This window comes from Paraglaciecola marina, from assembly GCF_004360155.1.
GTDB classification, from domain to species: domain Bacteria; phylum Pseudomonadota; class Gammaproteobacteria; order Enterobacterales; family Alteromonadaceae; genus Paraglaciecola; species Paraglaciecola marina.
On sequence record NZ_SAIS01000012.1, the window covers coordinates 170,885 to 186,221 of the forward strand.

17 protein-coding genes are annotated in these 15,337 nt (G+C 40.2%); 10 read left to right on the forward strand and 7 right to left on the reverse strand.

Going from position 1 to position 15,337, the window contains the following annotated elements; translation table 11 throughout:
- Window positions 1-281: 281 nt before the first annotated feature.
- Window positions 282-1,532, reverse strand: coding sequence for a spinster family MFS transporter (locus tag EOK74_RS16755; RefSeq protein WP_133471258.1), 1,251 nt, complete (start codon window positions 1,530-1,532; stop codon window positions 282-284).
- A 422-nt stretch (window positions 1,533-1,954) separates the two neighbouring features.
- Between EOK74_RS16755 and EOK74_RS16760 the strand changes: the two genes are divergently transcribed.
- From EOK74_RS16760 to EOK74_RS16775, 4 genes are all read left to right on the forward strand, one after another.
- A complete protein-coding gene (locus tag EOK74_RS16760) occupies window positions 1,955-2,554 on the forward strand; it encodes an acyloxyacyl hydrolase (protein WP_133471259.1) in 600 nt (199 codons plus the stop codon).
- 183 nt (window positions 2,555-2,737) lie between these two features.
- Complete coding sequence (grxB, locus tag EOK74_RS16765) at window positions 2,738-3,397, forward strand: glutaredoxin 2 (protein WP_133471260.1); 660 nt, start codon at window positions 2,738-2,740, stop codon at window positions 3,395-3,397.
- A gap of 191 nt (window positions 3,398-3,588) precedes the next feature.
- Window positions 3,589-4,041 (forward strand): acyl-CoA thioesterase, encoded by a 453-nt coding sequence (locus EOK74_RS16770; RefSeq protein WP_133471261.1) that lies wholly within the window; start codon window positions 3,589-3,591, stop codon window positions 4,039-4,041.
- Window positions 4,042-4,143: 102 nt separating this feature from the next.
- Window positions 4,144-5,355 carry a nucleoside phosphatase gene (locus EOK74_RS16775; RefSeq protein WP_239024144.1) on the forward strand — a complete coding sequence of 404 codons (1,212 nt, stop codon included), beginning with the start codon at window positions 4,144-4,146 and terminating at the stop codon, window positions 5,353-5,355.
- Window positions 5,356-5,463: 108 nt separating this feature from the next.
- On the opposite strand, the gene EOK74_RS16780 is transcribed toward EOK74_RS16775, so the two are convergent.
- The gene (locus tag EOK74_RS16780; RefSeq protein WP_133471263.1) at window positions 5,464-6,333 is read right to left on the reverse strand and encodes an EamA family transporter; all 870 of its coding nucleotides are present in this window, start codon (window positions 6,331-6,333) and stop codon (window positions 5,464-5,466) included.
- 220 nt (window positions 6,334-6,553) lie between these two features.
- Here EOK74_RS16780 and EOK74_RS16785 point away from each other — a divergent pair, with 220 nt between their 5' ends.
- The 3 genes from EOK74_RS16785 (at window position 6,554) to EOK74_RS16795 (ending at window position 9,484) form a co-directional block, all read left to right on the forward strand.
- Window positions 6,554-7,057, forward strand: coding sequence for a regulatory protein RecX (locus EOK74_RS16785; protein WP_133471264.1), 504 nt, complete (start codon window positions 6,554-6,556; stop codon window positions 7,055-7,057).
- 72 nt (window positions 7,058-7,129) lie between these two features.
- A complete protein-coding gene (radD, locus tag EOK74_RS16790) occupies window positions 7,130-8,914 on the forward strand; it encodes a DNA repair helicase RadD (RefSeq protein ID WP_133471265.1) in 1,785 nt (594 codons plus the stop codon).
- 195 nt (window positions 8,915-9,109) lie between these two features.
- Window positions 9,110-9,484, forward strand: coding sequence for a cupin domain-containing protein (locus tag EOK74_RS16795; RefSeq protein WP_133471266.1), 375 nt, complete (start codon window positions 9,110-9,112; stop codon window positions 9,482-9,484).
- Window positions 9,485-9,629: 145 nt separating this feature from the next.
- Here the strand turns inward: EOK74_RS16795 and EOK74_RS16800 are convergent, their stop codons facing one another.
- On the reverse strand, window positions 9,630-10,097 hold the full coding sequence (locus tag EOK74_RS16800; protein WP_133471267.1) for a hypothetical protein: 468 nt from the start codon (window positions 10,095-10,097) through the stop codon (window positions 9,630-9,632).
- Between the two features lie 446 nt (window positions 10,098-10,543).
- Here EOK74_RS16800 and folX point away from each other — a divergent pair, with 446 nt between their 5' ends.
- From folX to folM, 3 genes are read left to right on the forward strand one after another with little or no spacing between them, the layout of a single operon-like run.
- Window positions 10,544-10,915: a dihydroneopterin triphosphate 2'-epimerase gene (folX, locus tag EOK74_RS16805; RefSeq protein ID WP_133471280.1), complete on the forward strand. Its 372-nt coding sequence runs from the start codon at window positions 10,544-10,546 to the stop codon at window positions 10,913-10,915.
- Between the two features lie 2 nt (window positions 10,916-10,917).
- Window positions 10,918-11,610, forward strand: a complete 693-nt coding sequence (gene folE / locus EOK74_RS16810; RefSeq protein ID WP_133471268.1) for a GTP cyclohydrolase I FolE — start codon at window positions 10,918-10,920, stop codon at window positions 11,608-11,610.
- Window positions 11,611-12,330, forward strand: a complete 720-nt coding sequence (gene folM, locus EOK74_RS16815; RefSeq protein WP_133471269.1) for a dihydromonapterin reductase — start codon at window positions 11,611-11,613, stop codon at window positions 12,328-12,330.
- A gap of 505 nt (window positions 12,331-12,835) precedes the next feature.
- Here folM and EOK74_RS16820 read toward each other — a convergent pair.
- The 4 genes from EOK74_RS16820 to EOK74_RS16835 form a co-directional block, all read right to left on the reverse strand.
- Entirely contained in the window at window positions 12,836-13,348 is a 513-nt protein-coding gene (locus tag EOK74_RS16820) for a hypothetical protein (protein ID WP_133471270.1), read from the reverse strand.
- 100 nt (window positions 13,349-13,448) lie between these two features.
- Window positions 13,449-13,733, reverse strand: a complete 285-nt coding sequence (locus EOK74_RS16825) for a hypothetical protein (RefSeq protein ID WP_133471271.1) — start codon at window positions 13,731-13,733, stop codon at window positions 13,449-13,451.
- Window positions 13,734-13,833: 100 nt separating this feature from the next.
- Window positions 13,834-14,184, reverse strand: a complete 351-nt coding sequence (locus EOK74_RS16830; RefSeq protein WP_133471272.1) for a YcxB family protein — start codon at window positions 14,182-14,184, stop codon at window positions 13,834-13,836.
- 330 nt (window positions 14,185-14,514) lie between these two features.
- On the reverse strand, window positions 14,515-14,886 hold the full coding sequence (locus EOK74_RS16835) for a DUF4288 domain-containing protein (RefSeq protein WP_133471273.1): 372 nt from the start codon (window positions 14,884-14,886) through the stop codon (window positions 14,515-14,517).
- Window positions 14,887-15,337 lie beyond the last annotated feature (451 nt).

Consider the following 15,337-nt stretch of genomic DNA (forward strand, 5'->3'; position numbering starts at 1 on the left):
TAATAAATTTATTAGATTTGCCAAAAGCAACCATCTACCGCAAATTCCCTTTGGCCAATTTTCATACAGCAACTATTACGCCATTTTAAAAAACCATTTAAATACAAAAACTTAAAACTTCTTTAGCATTAAAATAAAACATAATGTTAAAAAAACTGACATTTTTATATTTAAGCGTTTTTTATTACGGCTCTCCTCAAAAAAGTAGAACTAACAGCTGCCTTTCAGTCCAAATCAATGGCAAAAATACAGTAAAACTAAATATATCAGCCCTAATCAACCTACTTAAGTAATGCTGAGCCACTGCGAATATACTTAAATGACGCTATTAACACCGCAAAACTAGAGAAAATCAACGCATAGCGTAAAGACTCGGCCCCATATTCTGGTGCTAAATAATCACTAACCATACCCGTTACCATGGGCCCACAACCTAGGCCCACAATATTCAGGATAAAAAACAAAATTGCTGAAGTCATTGCTCGCATAGAAGGCTTAACTAAATGGTGGGCAATCGCTATGGTTGGGCCAAGGTAAGAAGACATAAACACATTGCTAATAAAGATACAGACTAATACCGTATTTAACGAATCTAGGTTTAATGCTAACAAAGAAAAAGGCAACGACAACAATACACCTATACCCGGCACCCATAGATACCAACGCATATCCTTCTTACCGAATTTATCAGCTAAGTAACCCCCAGTAAGCGCGCCAATCATACCCGAAATCCCAATAATCAGACCTAAAGCCACTCCCACTTGAGAGACACTCATACCATGGCTACGAATTAGGAAAGATGGAATGAAAGTTAAAGTAGAGTAACCTGCAAATGAACAAAAACCTGCAGCAAAAGAAGCATAACGAAAAGCTTTAGACTTCCATAAGTAACTAAGGGTTTCTTTAAAGGTATATTTTTCGCCAACTGATGGATCAGACACCATATCCGCGCCACCACGGGCTGGCTCTCTAAGGGTTAAACGTACAACTACAGCCATTAATACTCCAGGTACCCCCACTGCGAAAAATGCCATACGCCAACCTAATTTGTCGCTTAACCAGCCACCTAATAAAAGGCCCACTAAGATCCCAATATACAAACCCATATTATAGATAGACATAGCAGTACCCCGCTCTTCAGGGGCATAGTAATCAGAAATAATAGAGTGAGAAGGTGGACTAGCACCGGCTTCACCTACCCCTACGCCAATACGTGCCAGTAATAATTGAACATAGTTTTGAGCCAAGCCAGATACAGCCGTCATGCCGCTCCATATTACCAAGGCTAAACTCACAATATTACGGCGATTACCCACATCAGCCCAACGGGCTATGGGTATCCCTACTACAACGTAGAATAAAGCAAAGGCAAACCCAGTTAATAGGCCAAGCTGTGTATCAGACAGACCAAGCTCTGCTTTAATGGGCTCTTGCAGAATAACCAGAATCTGTCGGTCAACAAAATTGAAAACATAAACCAAAGTAAGAATAAACAGGACATAGCGTCGATAACTGCGTGTTTCAGCATTCATAGAAGATTCCAAGTGATTATTTTTGTTTAGGAAGTTTCAGTATGCACACTAAATATTTACCCCTCAACCACAGCTATGAGCGGTTAATTGGCAAGGTTGAAGTTCCAACTCCCCCGCAGGCTTTTACACACAAGCAACTCAGAAGTTACAAACAATTAACATTTGGTTTTATTTTAATTATGAATGAATGCTTATAGACGTTAATCAACATTCGTTGAAACAAGCGCTATTTGCATAGTTTGAAATGGATAAAGTAAATTTTACTAAGTTAGGCGTAGACTTTACACACAGAGGTAAAATTGCTATCAACAGCACCTCAATAAAAACACATAAACAATTGATTTAAATACTTAAAATGACACAGTGACATCTGGTTTAGGATTTGCTTTATAAAATACACTAATCACCTATCGGAAACTTTTATGCGGAACAATAACCTAGTTTTTAATAAATCTATATTACACATTTTTTTAGCTAAACCCGCTCTATTGCTAACCATACTAGTGTTAAGTTTTCAGGTAGTCGCAGCACAACTACCCGACAAAAATAAACAAGCTGTGACTATTGAATACATGACAGGCTCAAGTGACATGCACGGTATGCGCATAGCCTACAGACCAGACTACAACTATGACTTAGACCTTTACCTTATTGGTGACACTCGCCTATCGTGGGAAGCAAGCCTTAACCTTTTTGATTTACACGGTAGTGCTAAAAACGAAGCCACTTATGGATTTTCTGTATCACCTGTGTTCTCAAAGGCCTTACCTAATATTTCTGACAACTACCCACTAACCTTTGAGTTTGGTATAGGCGTAGCTTATGTGCATGACGAGAAATTTGGTGGGGTTGATATTGGTAGCTACTACCAGTTTGAAGATCGCCTAGGATTACTGATTGGTTTAGACGAAAACCAAAATTCAGAATTAGCCATACGTTATATTCATTATTCAAATGGTGGCCTCAATACTAAAAACCCAGGTTTAGACTTCTTAAGTGTGGGTTACATTTACCGCTTCTAAATCACCTAGTTTAAAAATTTTGGAGGGCCAACCGAGCTGGCCCTCAATAAAACTCCACCCCCCTCTAGAGTTAGAAAGTAACCAAAAATCACCTCTATCATTTAAAGTCCCTTAAACTCTCTGTAACTCCATGGAATATCGCGGTACAGTGATAATATTTACTGCATAAGCGAGAACTTATCTATGGCTACTATGGGTTTATACATATACGACCACTGTCCATACTGTGTTATGGCGCGCATGCCATTTGGCATGAAAAACATACCTGTTGAATTAACCGTACTACCTAGCGACGACGAAGCCACGCCAATTTCTATGATAGGTATAAAAGCCTGCCCCATTTTAAAAAAATCAGATGGTAGTTTTATGCCTGAAAGCATGGACATAGTGGCTTATGCAGACCAGCTGGATGGCAACCCCATATTTGCCCCATCAGCACAGCGAGAAGACCTAAGTGCTTGGCTACAACACCTTAACTTGCTCTTTAAGCAACTACTCTACCCTAGATGGATCACATCACAGGTTGGTGAATTTCAAACCCAAAGCGCAATTGATTACTTCACCAAAAAGAAAACCAAAGAGCTGGGTGACTTTTCTGAAGCACTAGCCAATAGCGATACGCTCATTAATGAATTAGAAACAAGACTCGAAGAGCTAGCCACGCTGTTACACTGCGCAACCAGTGTGAATGAGCAACTTTCAATTGATGACATACAATTATTTGGGCGCTTAAGGGGAATTACTTTAGTCAAAGGGCTCACGCTCCCTGACAAAGTTCATGCTTACATTGAGCACTTCTCAAAAGTTAGCGGAATTCCTACTTTCTATCGTGTGGCTCAATAAACAAATGAACTTAAGGTATAGGTGAATTAATAATCTTAAAGGGGTGAACTGCCCCTTTTTTGTTACGCCCCAACAAAACCACACCGGTTAGCCAATTGAATACTTTTGCTTTTTTCAATGCATTGACTAGTAAAACATTTGATTTATCAAACTATTAAAGGGATATTGCAAAAAAGCAAAAGGAACAGATAGTGAGTAATCAAGTATCTAAAAAGCCAACGCTGCCGCAGTTAAGTGATTACCAACACTTTATCAACATTGATACCCGCTGGATGGATAACGATGTCTATGGCCACGTAAACAATGTGGTGTATTACAGTTATTTCGATACTGCAATAAACCGCTATTTGATTGAACAGGGTAATTTAGACATCCATCAAGGTCCCACTATTGGGCTCATGGTGAGTTCACAATGCACATATCACAGTAGCGTCGCATTCCCTGATAAACTAATAGCTGGCTTTGGTGTTAATAAAATCGGTAATTCATCGGTTGAATACAATATTGCTATTTTTAAAGGAGAACAAACAACAGCATCTGCAAGCGGCACTTTGACTCATGTCTTCGTAGACAGAGCCACAAATAAACCAGTACCAATATCTGGAGAGTTAAGAAAAGTCCTAAACACTGCATTGTTAGCTTAGGTATATTTACAGTAAAACCCATATTAGCCCTTTTTGAACTTCAATATAACTGAGTTCTTTATTTACGGATCACGATTAAATAGGATGACTTTGAACCTTACCATGAACAAGTTTGCTCTGATTGTTTTAACAGTTTTAAGCCTCAACAGTTGTACCAGTAAAATTACAGCGCAAAGTAAAAAACCCTGTTACATAGTGTATGACGCAGGTAGTAGTGGTACGCGCTTATATATTTACGAACAATTAGGCGCTAACTTGATATCCCATGAAGGCCCTAAGGTTAGCGCACTGGCAGATCCAATTCGCTATACCCATGGCAAAGACCTAAGCGATCTCGACACTATTACAAATGAAGTGGCATCTGCCTTAGATTTAATTAAGCTAGATGGGCCATTAGAAGAGGGTAAGCCTAAATGGTCAGGGTTTGATTGGAGCAAACAATGTGAAGCACAATCAGTTAAGGTTTTTGCCACAGCAGGCATGCGTATTGCCGAACAAATTAATCCTGCCGACAGCTTAGTGTTGTGGCAAACCTTGGCATCAAAAATAAACGCTAAAGTGGGCCACAATATTAAAGTAGAAGCAAGAACACTTACAGGCTTTGAAGAGGGACTGTTTGCTTGGCTAAGTGTTAAAGATGTTTATCCCAGCGGTCATTACGGTATGGTTGAAATGGGCGGCGCTTCGTCGCAAATTACCTTCCCATGCCCACAATGCTCTTTAGCAAACGATGCGGTAAAAACTGTAACTGTAGATGGTAAACCAATACAGATATACAGCTATTCATACCTTGGGTTAGGCCAAAATGAAGCTCCCTACAGCTTGCCTTTTGGGGTTGCAGGCCAAGTTCCCAAAAGCTGTAGTTATGGTGTTGGAGCAAACAATCCTGATTGGACCATAGCTAGTTGCGCCGTTGAAATACCAATTACCGCTAAAGGTTCAAACACTGACATCATAGACCCTTACAATTACACCAAAACAGGGACCAAAGGGACCACAAATACGCTACCAGCTGCCCATAAAAATATACCCAAATGGTTGTTAATGGGAGCTTTTAACTATGCAAAAGAAACAGATATTGATGATTTTTGTTTCAATCAGCATGATGGATATTACAATGCCTTTACTGCATGTTTTAACCCCATCTATTTAGATAAATATTTGAAAACACTAAATATACAGGCCGAACAATCTAGCAAAGTAGATGTAAGCTGGACCCAAGGGGCTGTAATCTGCCAAATAGAAAACTGCCTAGCAACTATTACCCCCCCTCCGGTATGCCGCTGGATGAAATCTGGATGTTTAGCTTACTGACAAATACTAAAGGCAGTTAGGCTACTGGGTATGGACTTAATTTACCCAAAACGCTATTTTCACGGCCTAGGCTTTGGGGCGGGGAGGGCAACACTGAAGCACTTGGAATTACACTCCCATTTCAGCGGCTTTTTTAGGTGTAAAGCTACTTCCTATTGATGCGACAATAACCAAAGCAATTGCAATCCACTGCAACAAGGTAAGCTGCTCACTTAATAGCACAAAACCAGCTAAAGCCCCTATGGCTGGCTCTAAACTCATCAGCACACTAAAAGCTTGGGTGGGCATGTTTCTCAGAGCGATCATTTCTAAGGAGTAGGGTAACGCACTTGATAAAATCCCTACCAATAACCCAACAGATAACACTTCCCAACTGATTAACGCTAAGCCCTGACTAAAGACTCCAACAGGCATCAGCACTATGGCAGCCACTGTCATGCCCAATGCTACAGTGATTCCACCAGATACCTGCTTACCAGAGCGAGTACCAAACAAAATATAACCTGCCCAGCATGCTCCTGCAGCCAAAGCCAGCAATACACCAGTAATATCAAGCCCTTGTGCGCTCGTTACATCAGGCAACAGCAACACGATGCCCGCGATGGCAAAAGCCACCCAAAAAAGATCACTTTTACGCTTAGACCCAAATAATGCCACCGCTAGTGGGCCAGTAAACTCAAGGGCTACCGCTATCCCTAAAGGAATACGCTCAATCGCGAGGTAAAACAGAATATTCATGCCACCTAAACATAGGCCGTAAATAATAATACTTTGCCATTCTCGCCCTTGTGGCATGCCTCGCCATGGCCGAAACACCAACCAAAGTACCGCAGCTGCAAACCCTAAACGTAATGCCGTGGTACCCTCTGGACCTACCAAAGGGAAAAGCTGTTTTGCTAGAGATGCGCCAGATTGAATTGCCACCATAGCGAATAAAACACTGCCGATGGCTGTTAGCATAACTCGGTTAATTTGCATCTAGAATACGCCCCAAAAAGCGGAATAACTTAATTGGCGGCATTCTACCTGAGGCAAGGTAAACTCTGCAGATATTCTTACTATAAAAGGTAAAAAATCTAACATTGAGGAAATAAACTAGACTGTCTTTTAAATTCACTTATCCTTGTCGTTTGTGCACGTGTTTATTCCAGCAAAAATGCAAACCTTAACGCCAGTTATAATGTAGAAAACCTGAACCATGTTTAAAAAGAAGCAAGATGCAAAACCCAAAGAAATAACCTTTGAGCGAGTTAAAGGTTATTACATCTGGCTGATTGGAAAATATGGAGACTACACTTCAAAAACCTTAATGCAAAAGGCCAACACATTATTTAAAGAGAATACGTCATTTAATGAAGACGCCCTTAATTACCTTATGGAACAAGGCATAGTAGATGATCTGAGGTATGCAAAACGTTTGACCCAAAATTACTCAGAAAAGAACATTGGCCCCAACAAAATAAAACAAAAACTCTATACCAAAGGCTTCACATCGCAAATCATTAACGAGTGCGTAGAATTAATAGAGAACACAGATGAGGACTATTTAGACAAAGCCCTTAGCCTTAAAATCAAAAAATTTGGTGAGTCCAAAATTGTCGATGAAAAACTTAAACAAAAGGCATTGCGACATTTAATTGGGCAGGGTTTCTCGTATGCCATTGCAAATAAAGCAATCAACTACTCAGGTAATGATGTTTAGGGGTATTCTGTATTTGCGACAATATAAGCCAATTTTAATGCCTCATACTAAAACAACTCTACTTCAAGCATCATGAGCCAAACATTCAAATTACGAGACTACCAAACTCAAGCCGTTGAGGCGGCACTCGCGCACTTTCGTCATGGAGATGATCCCGCAGTAATTGTATTGCCTACAGGGGCGGGTAAAAGCTTAGTGATTGCAGAGTTAAGCCGACTGGCAAAAGGCCATGTGATTTGCCTTGCCCATGTAAAAGAATTAGTGGAGCAAAATCACACTAAGTTACTCGCAACAGGCACCCCAGCCGGTATTTTTTCAGCGGGCCTAGGGCAAAAAACGCATACCGCCAAAACCACCTTTGCCAGTATTCAGTCGCTGTCTGCGAGCTTAGGGTCTTTTAAAACCCCAGCTAGCTTAATTATTATTGATGAATGCCATCGAGTATCCATGGACGATAGCGCCCAATATCTAAAGGCTCTGGCGCACTTTCGTAGCCTAAACCCCAATGTGAAAATATTAGGGTTAACCGCCACCCCTTATCGTTTAGGCAGTGGCTGGATATACCAGCATCATTACCGCGGGTTTGCGCGGCCTGCTCCAAGTTCGTTTTTTAAAAAGTGTATTTTTGAACTGCCACTACAGCACATGGTGAAAAAAGGCTATTTAACACCGCCTGTTCACTATGATGCGGCAATAGCCCACTATGATTTTAGTTTGTTGACCGAAAGCTTAGACAGCGAGCAAAACACCGATGACATTGCCTTAAACGAGCTCATTCACAAACACCCGCGAGTTACTCAGGCCGTAACCGAACAAATATTACAGCTAAGCAAAGAGCGCCAAGGTGTCATGATTTTTGCCGCCACTATCGACCACGCCAAAGAAATTTGCGGTTATTTACCAGCAGAGCAAACGGCCTTAATTACCGGAACCACCAAAATCAAACAGCGGGACGAGCTAATCAGCGCCTTTAAAGCCAAACAAATTAAGTACTTAGTGAATGTGTCTGTGCTGACTACAGGTTTTGATGCGCCCCACGTAGATGTGATAGCTATTTTACGGCCCACCCAGTCTATTAGCCTATTTCAACAAATTGTCGGTCGAGGTTTACGGCTAAGCCCAGATAAAAAAGACTGCTTAGTATTAGATTACACCAACAATGGTTACGATATTTTTCAACCCGAAATAGGCGAAAAAAAGCCAACGCCAGATTCAGTACCCGTACAAATACATTGCCCGCAGTGTGGTTTTGCCAATGCCTTTTGGGGTAGAACAGACTCTCAAGGGAATATACTTGAGCACTTTGGGCGTCGCTGCCAAGGTTTAATTGAAGACAGCGAAAACCCAGATGGCATTGAAGGCCCTGGATTTGATAAACAGTGCAGCTACCGCTTTCGCTTTAAACACTGCCCCCATTGCAACCAAGAAAACGATATTGCCGCCAGACAGTGCCAGCACTGTCATGAAAAGTTAATCGACCCCGATGATATATTGCGCAAGGCTTTAAACTTAAAAAATAATAAGGTGCTACGCTGCGCCGCTATTACACCAAAAATTGACCATAGCAATAAAACAGTAAAGATCACCTACCACGATGAAGACGGCCTGACCTTGTCCGAAACCTTTCGTTTTAGTTTTAAAAAGTCGAGACAAAGCTTTAATGAGCTATTCGCCCGAAGGCTAGCCAAAGGCACCCAATCGATCCAATTTGACTCATTGGAAGAGCTGCAGAACTTTTTACCCTACCTGCCAGCCCCAGACTTTGTAATAGCCAAAAAACAAAAACATCACTGGCAAGTCACCGAACGTTTGTTTGATTATGAAGGGCCTTATCGTAAGGCGAATCAGCTTAGCTAATAAATCAACAAGCTGCTTTTCGATAGAATCTAGCAGCTGATGCTAAATATTCAATAAACGCTTAAGTTACAAAGTTAACTCTACTTATCTTACCCATCTGGACTATGGTTAATAAGGGTAGCTCAGGGTAATACTAAAAAATTTTAGTACATAACTCGATGCCTTTAACTGTGATACAACAAGGAGAAGATAACAATGAAGTTGAAGAAAGAAGATATTCCAGTCGTAATGGAAGTACCAGGAATGATAATGCGTTCCTTAGCTGGTTTAGGAGACATGACAGTTGTATTTCATGAACTCCCACAAGGCACCGACTTTACGCCTTTGTTAAAAGGGCTTAGTAACGACAGTTGTCATTGTCCACACTGGGGATACATTTTTGAGGGTACGTTTCGGTTTATTTATGACGATGGGAAAGAGGAATCCTTTGAGACTGGTGATGTTTTTTACGCACATGCGGGGCATACTGCAATTGTAGATAAAGATGTAAAATTTATAGATTTCAGTCCCACAAAAGAACTCGATGAAGTCATGTCAAATGTTGCAAAAGTTATGGCTTCTGCTAGCTAAGATATACAAGCAATTTCGGTATGTTTCTTTATTCTTTTAGCAAAAGCAAATGGATCTAGGTTCATACCGTTTTACTACCCAAAGCCCCAATTTACTTAACCTCCTATTGAACAACTATTGAATGGGACATGAACATGGTTGGTAACTAGAATTGATAACCTATCTGAGCCATTATCCCAGTGTGTGTGCCTGATTTAGCATCACCCACTAAAAACGAAATACCAGCGTTAGCTCCAGGTATTCCAATATCATTAAAGAAATAATGATAACCAAACCCAGCTCCGTAAATAGCTTCATCCTTCCTAAATGCGGTGCTTTCAGTGCCCACCACCCCAACATAAGCGCTAAGGCCATGTTGAGTATTTTGAAAATCAAAAACGTCTGTAGTTACCCAACCGGCACCTATTCCACAAGTAGAGCCGCCTCTATCAGAATAGCTTAAACACCCAGCAGACAAATACTTTAAGTCTGTATCCGAACGCATCGCGACATTTACGCCTAATCCGCTGTATAAACTCCCAATACCTGCTCCAAAAGAAAACTCATCAGCCACAGAATCAACTGAAAAAGCCAAAGGAAAAAGTAGGAAAGCGAAAGATTTAATGTTTCTCATTGGGGTCCTTGAGGTAAATAAATTAAACATCTACAAAATTAACAGAGGTCAACAGTCCAAAGTCATACTCTAAAGTACTTAAACACCAGTTAGCCATTTATTAGACCAACTAAAGTTTTATGTCACTTCGGTTATAATTTGATACTACCTATACATTATTCTTTTGTAACGACTTTTAAAGCCAATGCAAAACATACTTATATAACCGCCACCATTAGTATTTAGACACTTTAATGAAACAAATATTAAAATTTTGTATTTAAAATCAATATTAATAAGTATTATCCCACCCGCTATAGCGCCTCTTTAACATGAACCAAAATTAAAACAAGGGCGTACAACTAAAACAACACAAAAAATCAGTGAAGAGATGTGCAATGAATGCTCCTGCTTTCGCTTTAACAGATAACTCAATTCAGCAGTTGTCTAAGCGTTCGTCTTCTAAGATGAACGCCATTATAGAAATAACGAATCTTAGACTCAGAACTTTTATTGGGTTTAATGAAGAAGAGAAAAACAAACAACAAGACATAGTGATCAATGCTGAAATTCACTACCCACTTAGTAGCGGATGTCTAGAAGATCAGGTATCTGATGCCCTAAATTACAAAACCATCACCAAAGCCATTATTAAACATGTCGAGTCTGGACGTTTTTTATTGCTCGAAAAGCTGGTGGCAGATGTACTCAATATTTGTAATGAGCATCAAGATGTTGTCTATGCCAAAGTCAAAATAGACAAACCCCATGCTCTGCGTTTTGCCGATTCGGTATCTCTGTCACTCGATATTCACAGCAACAGTTCACAGGAGAAATAATCATGACATCACAAACGGCTGCCTTGAGCATTGCTAGTGAAAACAAATCCTCTAGCCAAATCAGTGAAGAAGCATTAATGGTCAGAAATGCATTGATTAAGCGTGGCTTAGAAACCCCTATGATTGACAATGAGCTGACCGACAAGCAAAAATACGCCAAAATTAAAGACAACTTCACCGACATCGTCACCACACTTGGCCTAGATTTAACAGACGACAGCCTATGCGAAACACCTCATCGGCTCGCCAAAATGTACGTTAATGAAATTTTCTCTGGTTTAGACTACAAAACGTTTCCTAAAGTCACAGCCATCGAAAACAAGATGAAGCTTGATGAAATGGTTAAAGTAGACGACATCAGTTTAACCAGCACCTGCGAACATCACTTTGTCACCATTGACGGCACGGCTCGCGTCGCTTACATACCTAACGACAGCATTATTGGCTTATCAAAAATCAATCGCATCGTGCGATTTTTTGCCCAGCGTCCCCAGGTACAAGAACGCCTAACTCAACAAATTTTAGTGGCACTGCAAACACTGTTGAATACCGACAATGTCGCAGTGTCAATTAACGCAACCCATTATTGCGTTAAATCTCGTGGCGTAATGGACACAAACTCCCATACCTCAACAACAGCCCTTGGCGGTAGCTTCAAACAAAACTCCATTACGCGACAAGAGTTTTTAAAGTAAATGCCAACGGTAGTGATAACAGGCGTAGGGCAACGCTTAGGTTTATGTTTGGCCGAATATTTTTTGGCCAAACAATACAAAGTGATAGGTACATATCGCACCGAAAGAGCATCTATTACAAGTTTGCAAACAAAGGGCGCACAGCTGTATCAAGTAGACTTTTACGACCATCAGCAAACCCAAACCTTTATCAAAGCAGTGGCAAGTCACATCGATACCCTAGACTGCTTAATTCACAACGCATCAGACTGGCATGACGACAACAAGACTTTAGGCTTTGCCGCTTATCATCAAATGTTTTCTAACATGATGACCATCCATGCTGAAGTACCTTACCAATTAAACCTAGCCTTTCATTCACTCCTTACTCCTAAAGATGACCAAGAGTTTACCGACATTATTCACATCAGTGACTATGTTGCATCTAAAGGGAGTAAAAAGCATATTGCCTACGCAGCCAGCAAGGCGGCACTAGAAAACTTAACCCTGTCATTCGCCCAGCGATTTAGCCCAAATATTAAAGTTAACGCTATCGCCCCAGCCCTGTTAGCGTTTAATGAAGATGACGATGAAAGTTATAAAATAAAGGCTAGAAATAAATCCTTAATGCAAACCGAAGGCTCGTTTCAAGAAGCCATCAATACCGTTGAATGGTTATTAGCAAGCCGTTACATCACCGGCCGCACAATACACCTAGATGGTGGCAGACATTTAAAGTAGGCGTTTGCATAGAGGTTTATCAAGGGCTCTGCCACAAGGCAAATATTTGGGCCACGCGATGCGCTTGGTACACAAAAAGAATATAAAAAGCCTGTAGGTTCGGCTTTAGCCCATCACCTTTTCTAACGCAGAGCACTTTACTTTAAAGAGGTCCATGTAACCCTCAAACCAAGATTTCCCCCTAAAAATCAATGCTCAGAGGCGGGGTTCTACGAGAAGTACCAAAAGCTAAAAGTTAGCTATCAATGCCATAACTTTTTGTTATGTATTACCGTTTCCATTGACTTTAATATTAAGCCAAACTGTTTTACAACGATTAACTTTTTCTTTTGCTGTAAGTGCTTTTGAAGAAACAGTCGTCGGCTCTTGAAGTAAAGAAGAATTCAATAGTAGCGTTGAATTTAAAGCCCTAATAAGTCTATTCTCTAACTGTAAAGAAGCAGCAATCACGGATTTACAACAACTACACGTTAAAAAGCTAGCTTGATTAGTTCCTTGTTATGCATTATCTCCGCTTATACATCAGACCAAATGAACCTTTTGACCAAGGCTCTGAAAAGCAATCACCAACTTTTAGTGATTCAAAATGCTTCCTTGAAACATCAAGTTTAGTTGGTTCATTTGCATGAGTAGTCTGAATATAAACATAGTAGCTCATACCATTTTTAGTACTTTCATATGTGTCTAACTCGACAATTTCACCAATTAGCTGAACTTGTTGCTGTTCACCAACCATTGCGTTTAGACCCATAACATAGCCACCACTTATTAAAATAAGCACTGTGGTAATAATTGACGCCCACAGAAAACCTTTTACTCTCCCCGCTTTCCTAAGGTACTCGGGAACTTTACAAAGGTACACGTAAAAACAAAGCGCGCCGATTGGGAAAGATAAGTATTTGAATGCCCAAACATATGATTCGTTAAGGATTGTGTCGTACATAAATGTTGGAGCAACTCCAACTAAGATATATACAAGAAAAGCCCAATCCACATACTTTTTTAGATAATATTCCACACTATATCCATAACAGTCCGTTAGACAGAGCACACGTTTAAGCCACTTTTATCAAAAAGTCGTAATTCTAAAGTTAAACTCTCAGAGTGCATCACTTCCCCTAGATAAAACCTAGACAAAGTACGAAAGCAGCCATAGAGAAAGGCAGCACTAAAAAGTTAAATGTAGTTTCAATGTCCTTTTTGAATACTGCCCTAACACCAATGTAGCTATTAAACAGTGCCACTACTACCGACAAAAAACCAACGATAACTAGCTTAACGTGGTAGTCAATGTCTGGATAAAAGAGGTAAGCAACTATTGCCGGAGGGACTAAAAGTGGTATCTCCGCTACAATCCAAGAAACTTGATTTAAATATTGAATGTATTTGTCGGTCAAATTCATTGAAGGTAGCTAACTTCCATGTATGAGGAGCAGGTACGTGGGGCATAATGGCGAAACAGCCCCACGTTTGCGCTTTCCAGCGAACAAAGTGAGTGAGTTGTTAGAGTTCATATGTTAATTTATTTCTTGCCCACTGCTCAAGAAGCACTAATTGTTCCTTTTCTAAACATCGCATGGGCACTGGAGCCATTCCATCTTCCTTTCCCACTAAAATATAACAACAGTTAAGTTTTACTACCTTACTAATACTTTCCCATTTCAATTTACTAGTACCTGAGTTTGAATTGCGCTCAAAACCTAATTCAGAAAATACAAAATAGCTTTTACCTTCCCTGACAGATTTGAATAAAAATATGGGAGTTCCAATTACGTAAATTGATAGTCTCCAATACCATTTATCGATGGCTTTTCTACCAATCTTGAAGCTTGCAACTTCACTGATAATAGCCAAGTACTCAGTAAGTTTGTAATGAATAGTTATCGAAAACACCATTGCACTCTAACGAGGGTGTAGAAAAACCCTCACCTTAAAATTTGTTATAAAAATTGACCTAATGTGACCACAATAGCGCGTCGCTACATGAAATCTGTATAGGTTTAACCATTAATCATCAGAAATATTTTACGTAGCGCGTTGTCATTTTTTGCCTCTGACCTTTTTCTACAGCCTCAACGCCTCGGTAAATTGCGGCTTTGTAGTGTTTTTTTGTGCAACAATGAGTGTAGCGAATACACAAAAAGAACTTAGACCGCTGCGTCAACTGGAGCAATTTGTTAAGTGCTAGCCCTCTAAACACTGATGCTTGCTAAGTACTCGGCCCTTTAAATTCTTTAGTTTTCGATTTGATTCTGACCAAAGTATTTCGGCCCCATCTTCGATGTCATCGTAGATAGCTAGTAGCTCTGTGATACCTAAGAACTCCCACTTTACGTCAACACCTTCTGGGCCGCCCTTATATGGATAATCGTGCTCTCTGCCTATCTTTACGACTTTTTCAAAGGCATGAGATTTAGATTCGGCTCGCACCAAGACAGTATTTTCCCAAGAAAGAAATCGCTTCTCTGGGTCATCTTTCGTTGAGTCTTCGAGTTCGAAAAACCTTAATAAATATGAACCCAAATACCATCCTACTGGTGATGTATGCTCAGTCATAGTTCGTGCACTTAACAATATTAATATCCAGAAAAGCTCCGTGTTTAAACACGGAATTTTTCCGAATTTCTACATAACTTATTTCTACCACGGCAACTAACCCATTGTACAGGTTAACTTTATTGCCTTTTACTGATGCAACAAATGAATAAACACCAATCTTTTCCTAGATATTGCTGTTATACGGACTCCTCATCAAATAGTTGGCTTGTTGAGTGGCGAGCAAGGACGCTCGGACAAGGCAATCTTTTGTAGCTGGGAGCGGCTTATTGCCGTCTCAACACTAAAGCCGAATATTTTATGGATTTGGAATTTGATCGGAGCACGGCTTCTTTTGCTTACTTTTCTTAGCTGTTGAAGAAAAATAAGTTGGACGAAATGGATTTCGTTTGAAAAAAGGCATGAATACCGTGGGCTAAGCACATACTTACATCGTCCCGTGATAATTAAC

What these genes read in the sequence shown, in the direction of transcription:
- EOK74_RS16775 (WP_239024144.1), top strand. Translation starts at nt 4,144, where the DNA reads ATGAACAAGTTTGCTCTGATTGTTTTAACAGTTTTAAGCCTCAACAGT.
- EOK74_RS16785 (WP_133471264.1), top strand. Translation starts at nt 6,554, where the DNA reads ATGTTTAAAAAGAAGCAAGATGCAAAACCCAAAGAAATAACCTTTGAG.
- grxB (WP_133471260.1), top strand. Translation starts at nt 2,738, where the DNA reads ATGGCTACTATGGGTTTATACATATACGACCACTGTCCATACTGTGTT.
- EOK74_RS16835 (WP_133471273.1), bottom strand. Translation starts at nt 14,886, where the DNA reads ATGACTGAGCATACATCACCAGTAGGATGGTATTTGGGTTCATATTTA.
- EOK74_RS16760 (WP_133471259.1), top strand. Translation starts at nt 1,955, where the DNA reads ATGCGGAACAATAACCTAGTTTTTAATAAATCTATATTACACATTTTT.
- EOK74_RS16780 (WP_133471263.1), bottom strand. Translation starts at nt 6,333, where the DNA reads ATGCAAATTAACCGAGTTATGCTAACAGCCATCGGCAGTGTTTTATTC.
- folM (WP_133471269.1), top strand. Translation starts at nt 11,611, where the DNA reads ATGCCAACGGTAGTGATAACAGGCGTAGGGCAACGCTTAGGTTTATGT.
- folE (WP_133471268.1), top strand. Translation starts at nt 10,918, where the DNA reads ATGACATCACAAACGGCTGCCTTGAGCATTGCTAGTGAAAACAAATCC.
- EOK74_RS16755 (WP_133471258.1), bottom strand. Translation starts at nt 1,532, where the DNA reads ATGAATGCTGAAACACGCAGTTATCGACGCTATGTCCTGTTTATTCTT.
- folX (WP_133471280.1), top strand. Translation starts at nt 10,544, where the DNA reads ATGAACGCCATTATAGAAATAACGAATCTTAGACTCAGAACTTTTATT.
- EOK74_RS16795 (WP_133471266.1), top strand. Translation starts at nt 9,110, where the DNA reads ATGAAGTTGAAGAAAGAAGATATTCCAGTCGTAATGGAAGTACCAGGA.
- radD (WP_133471265.1), top strand. Translation starts at nt 7,130, where the DNA reads ATGAGCCAAACATTCAAATTACGAGACTACCAAACTCAAGCCGTTGAG.
- EOK74_RS16825 (WP_133471271.1), bottom strand. Translation starts at nt 13,733, where the DNA reads ATGAATTTGACCGACAAATACATTCAATATTTAAATCAAGTTTCTTGG.
- EOK74_RS16800 (WP_133471267.1), bottom strand. Translation starts at nt 10,097, where the DNA reads ATGAGAAACATTAAATCTTTCGCTTTCCTACTTTTTCCTTTGGCTTTT.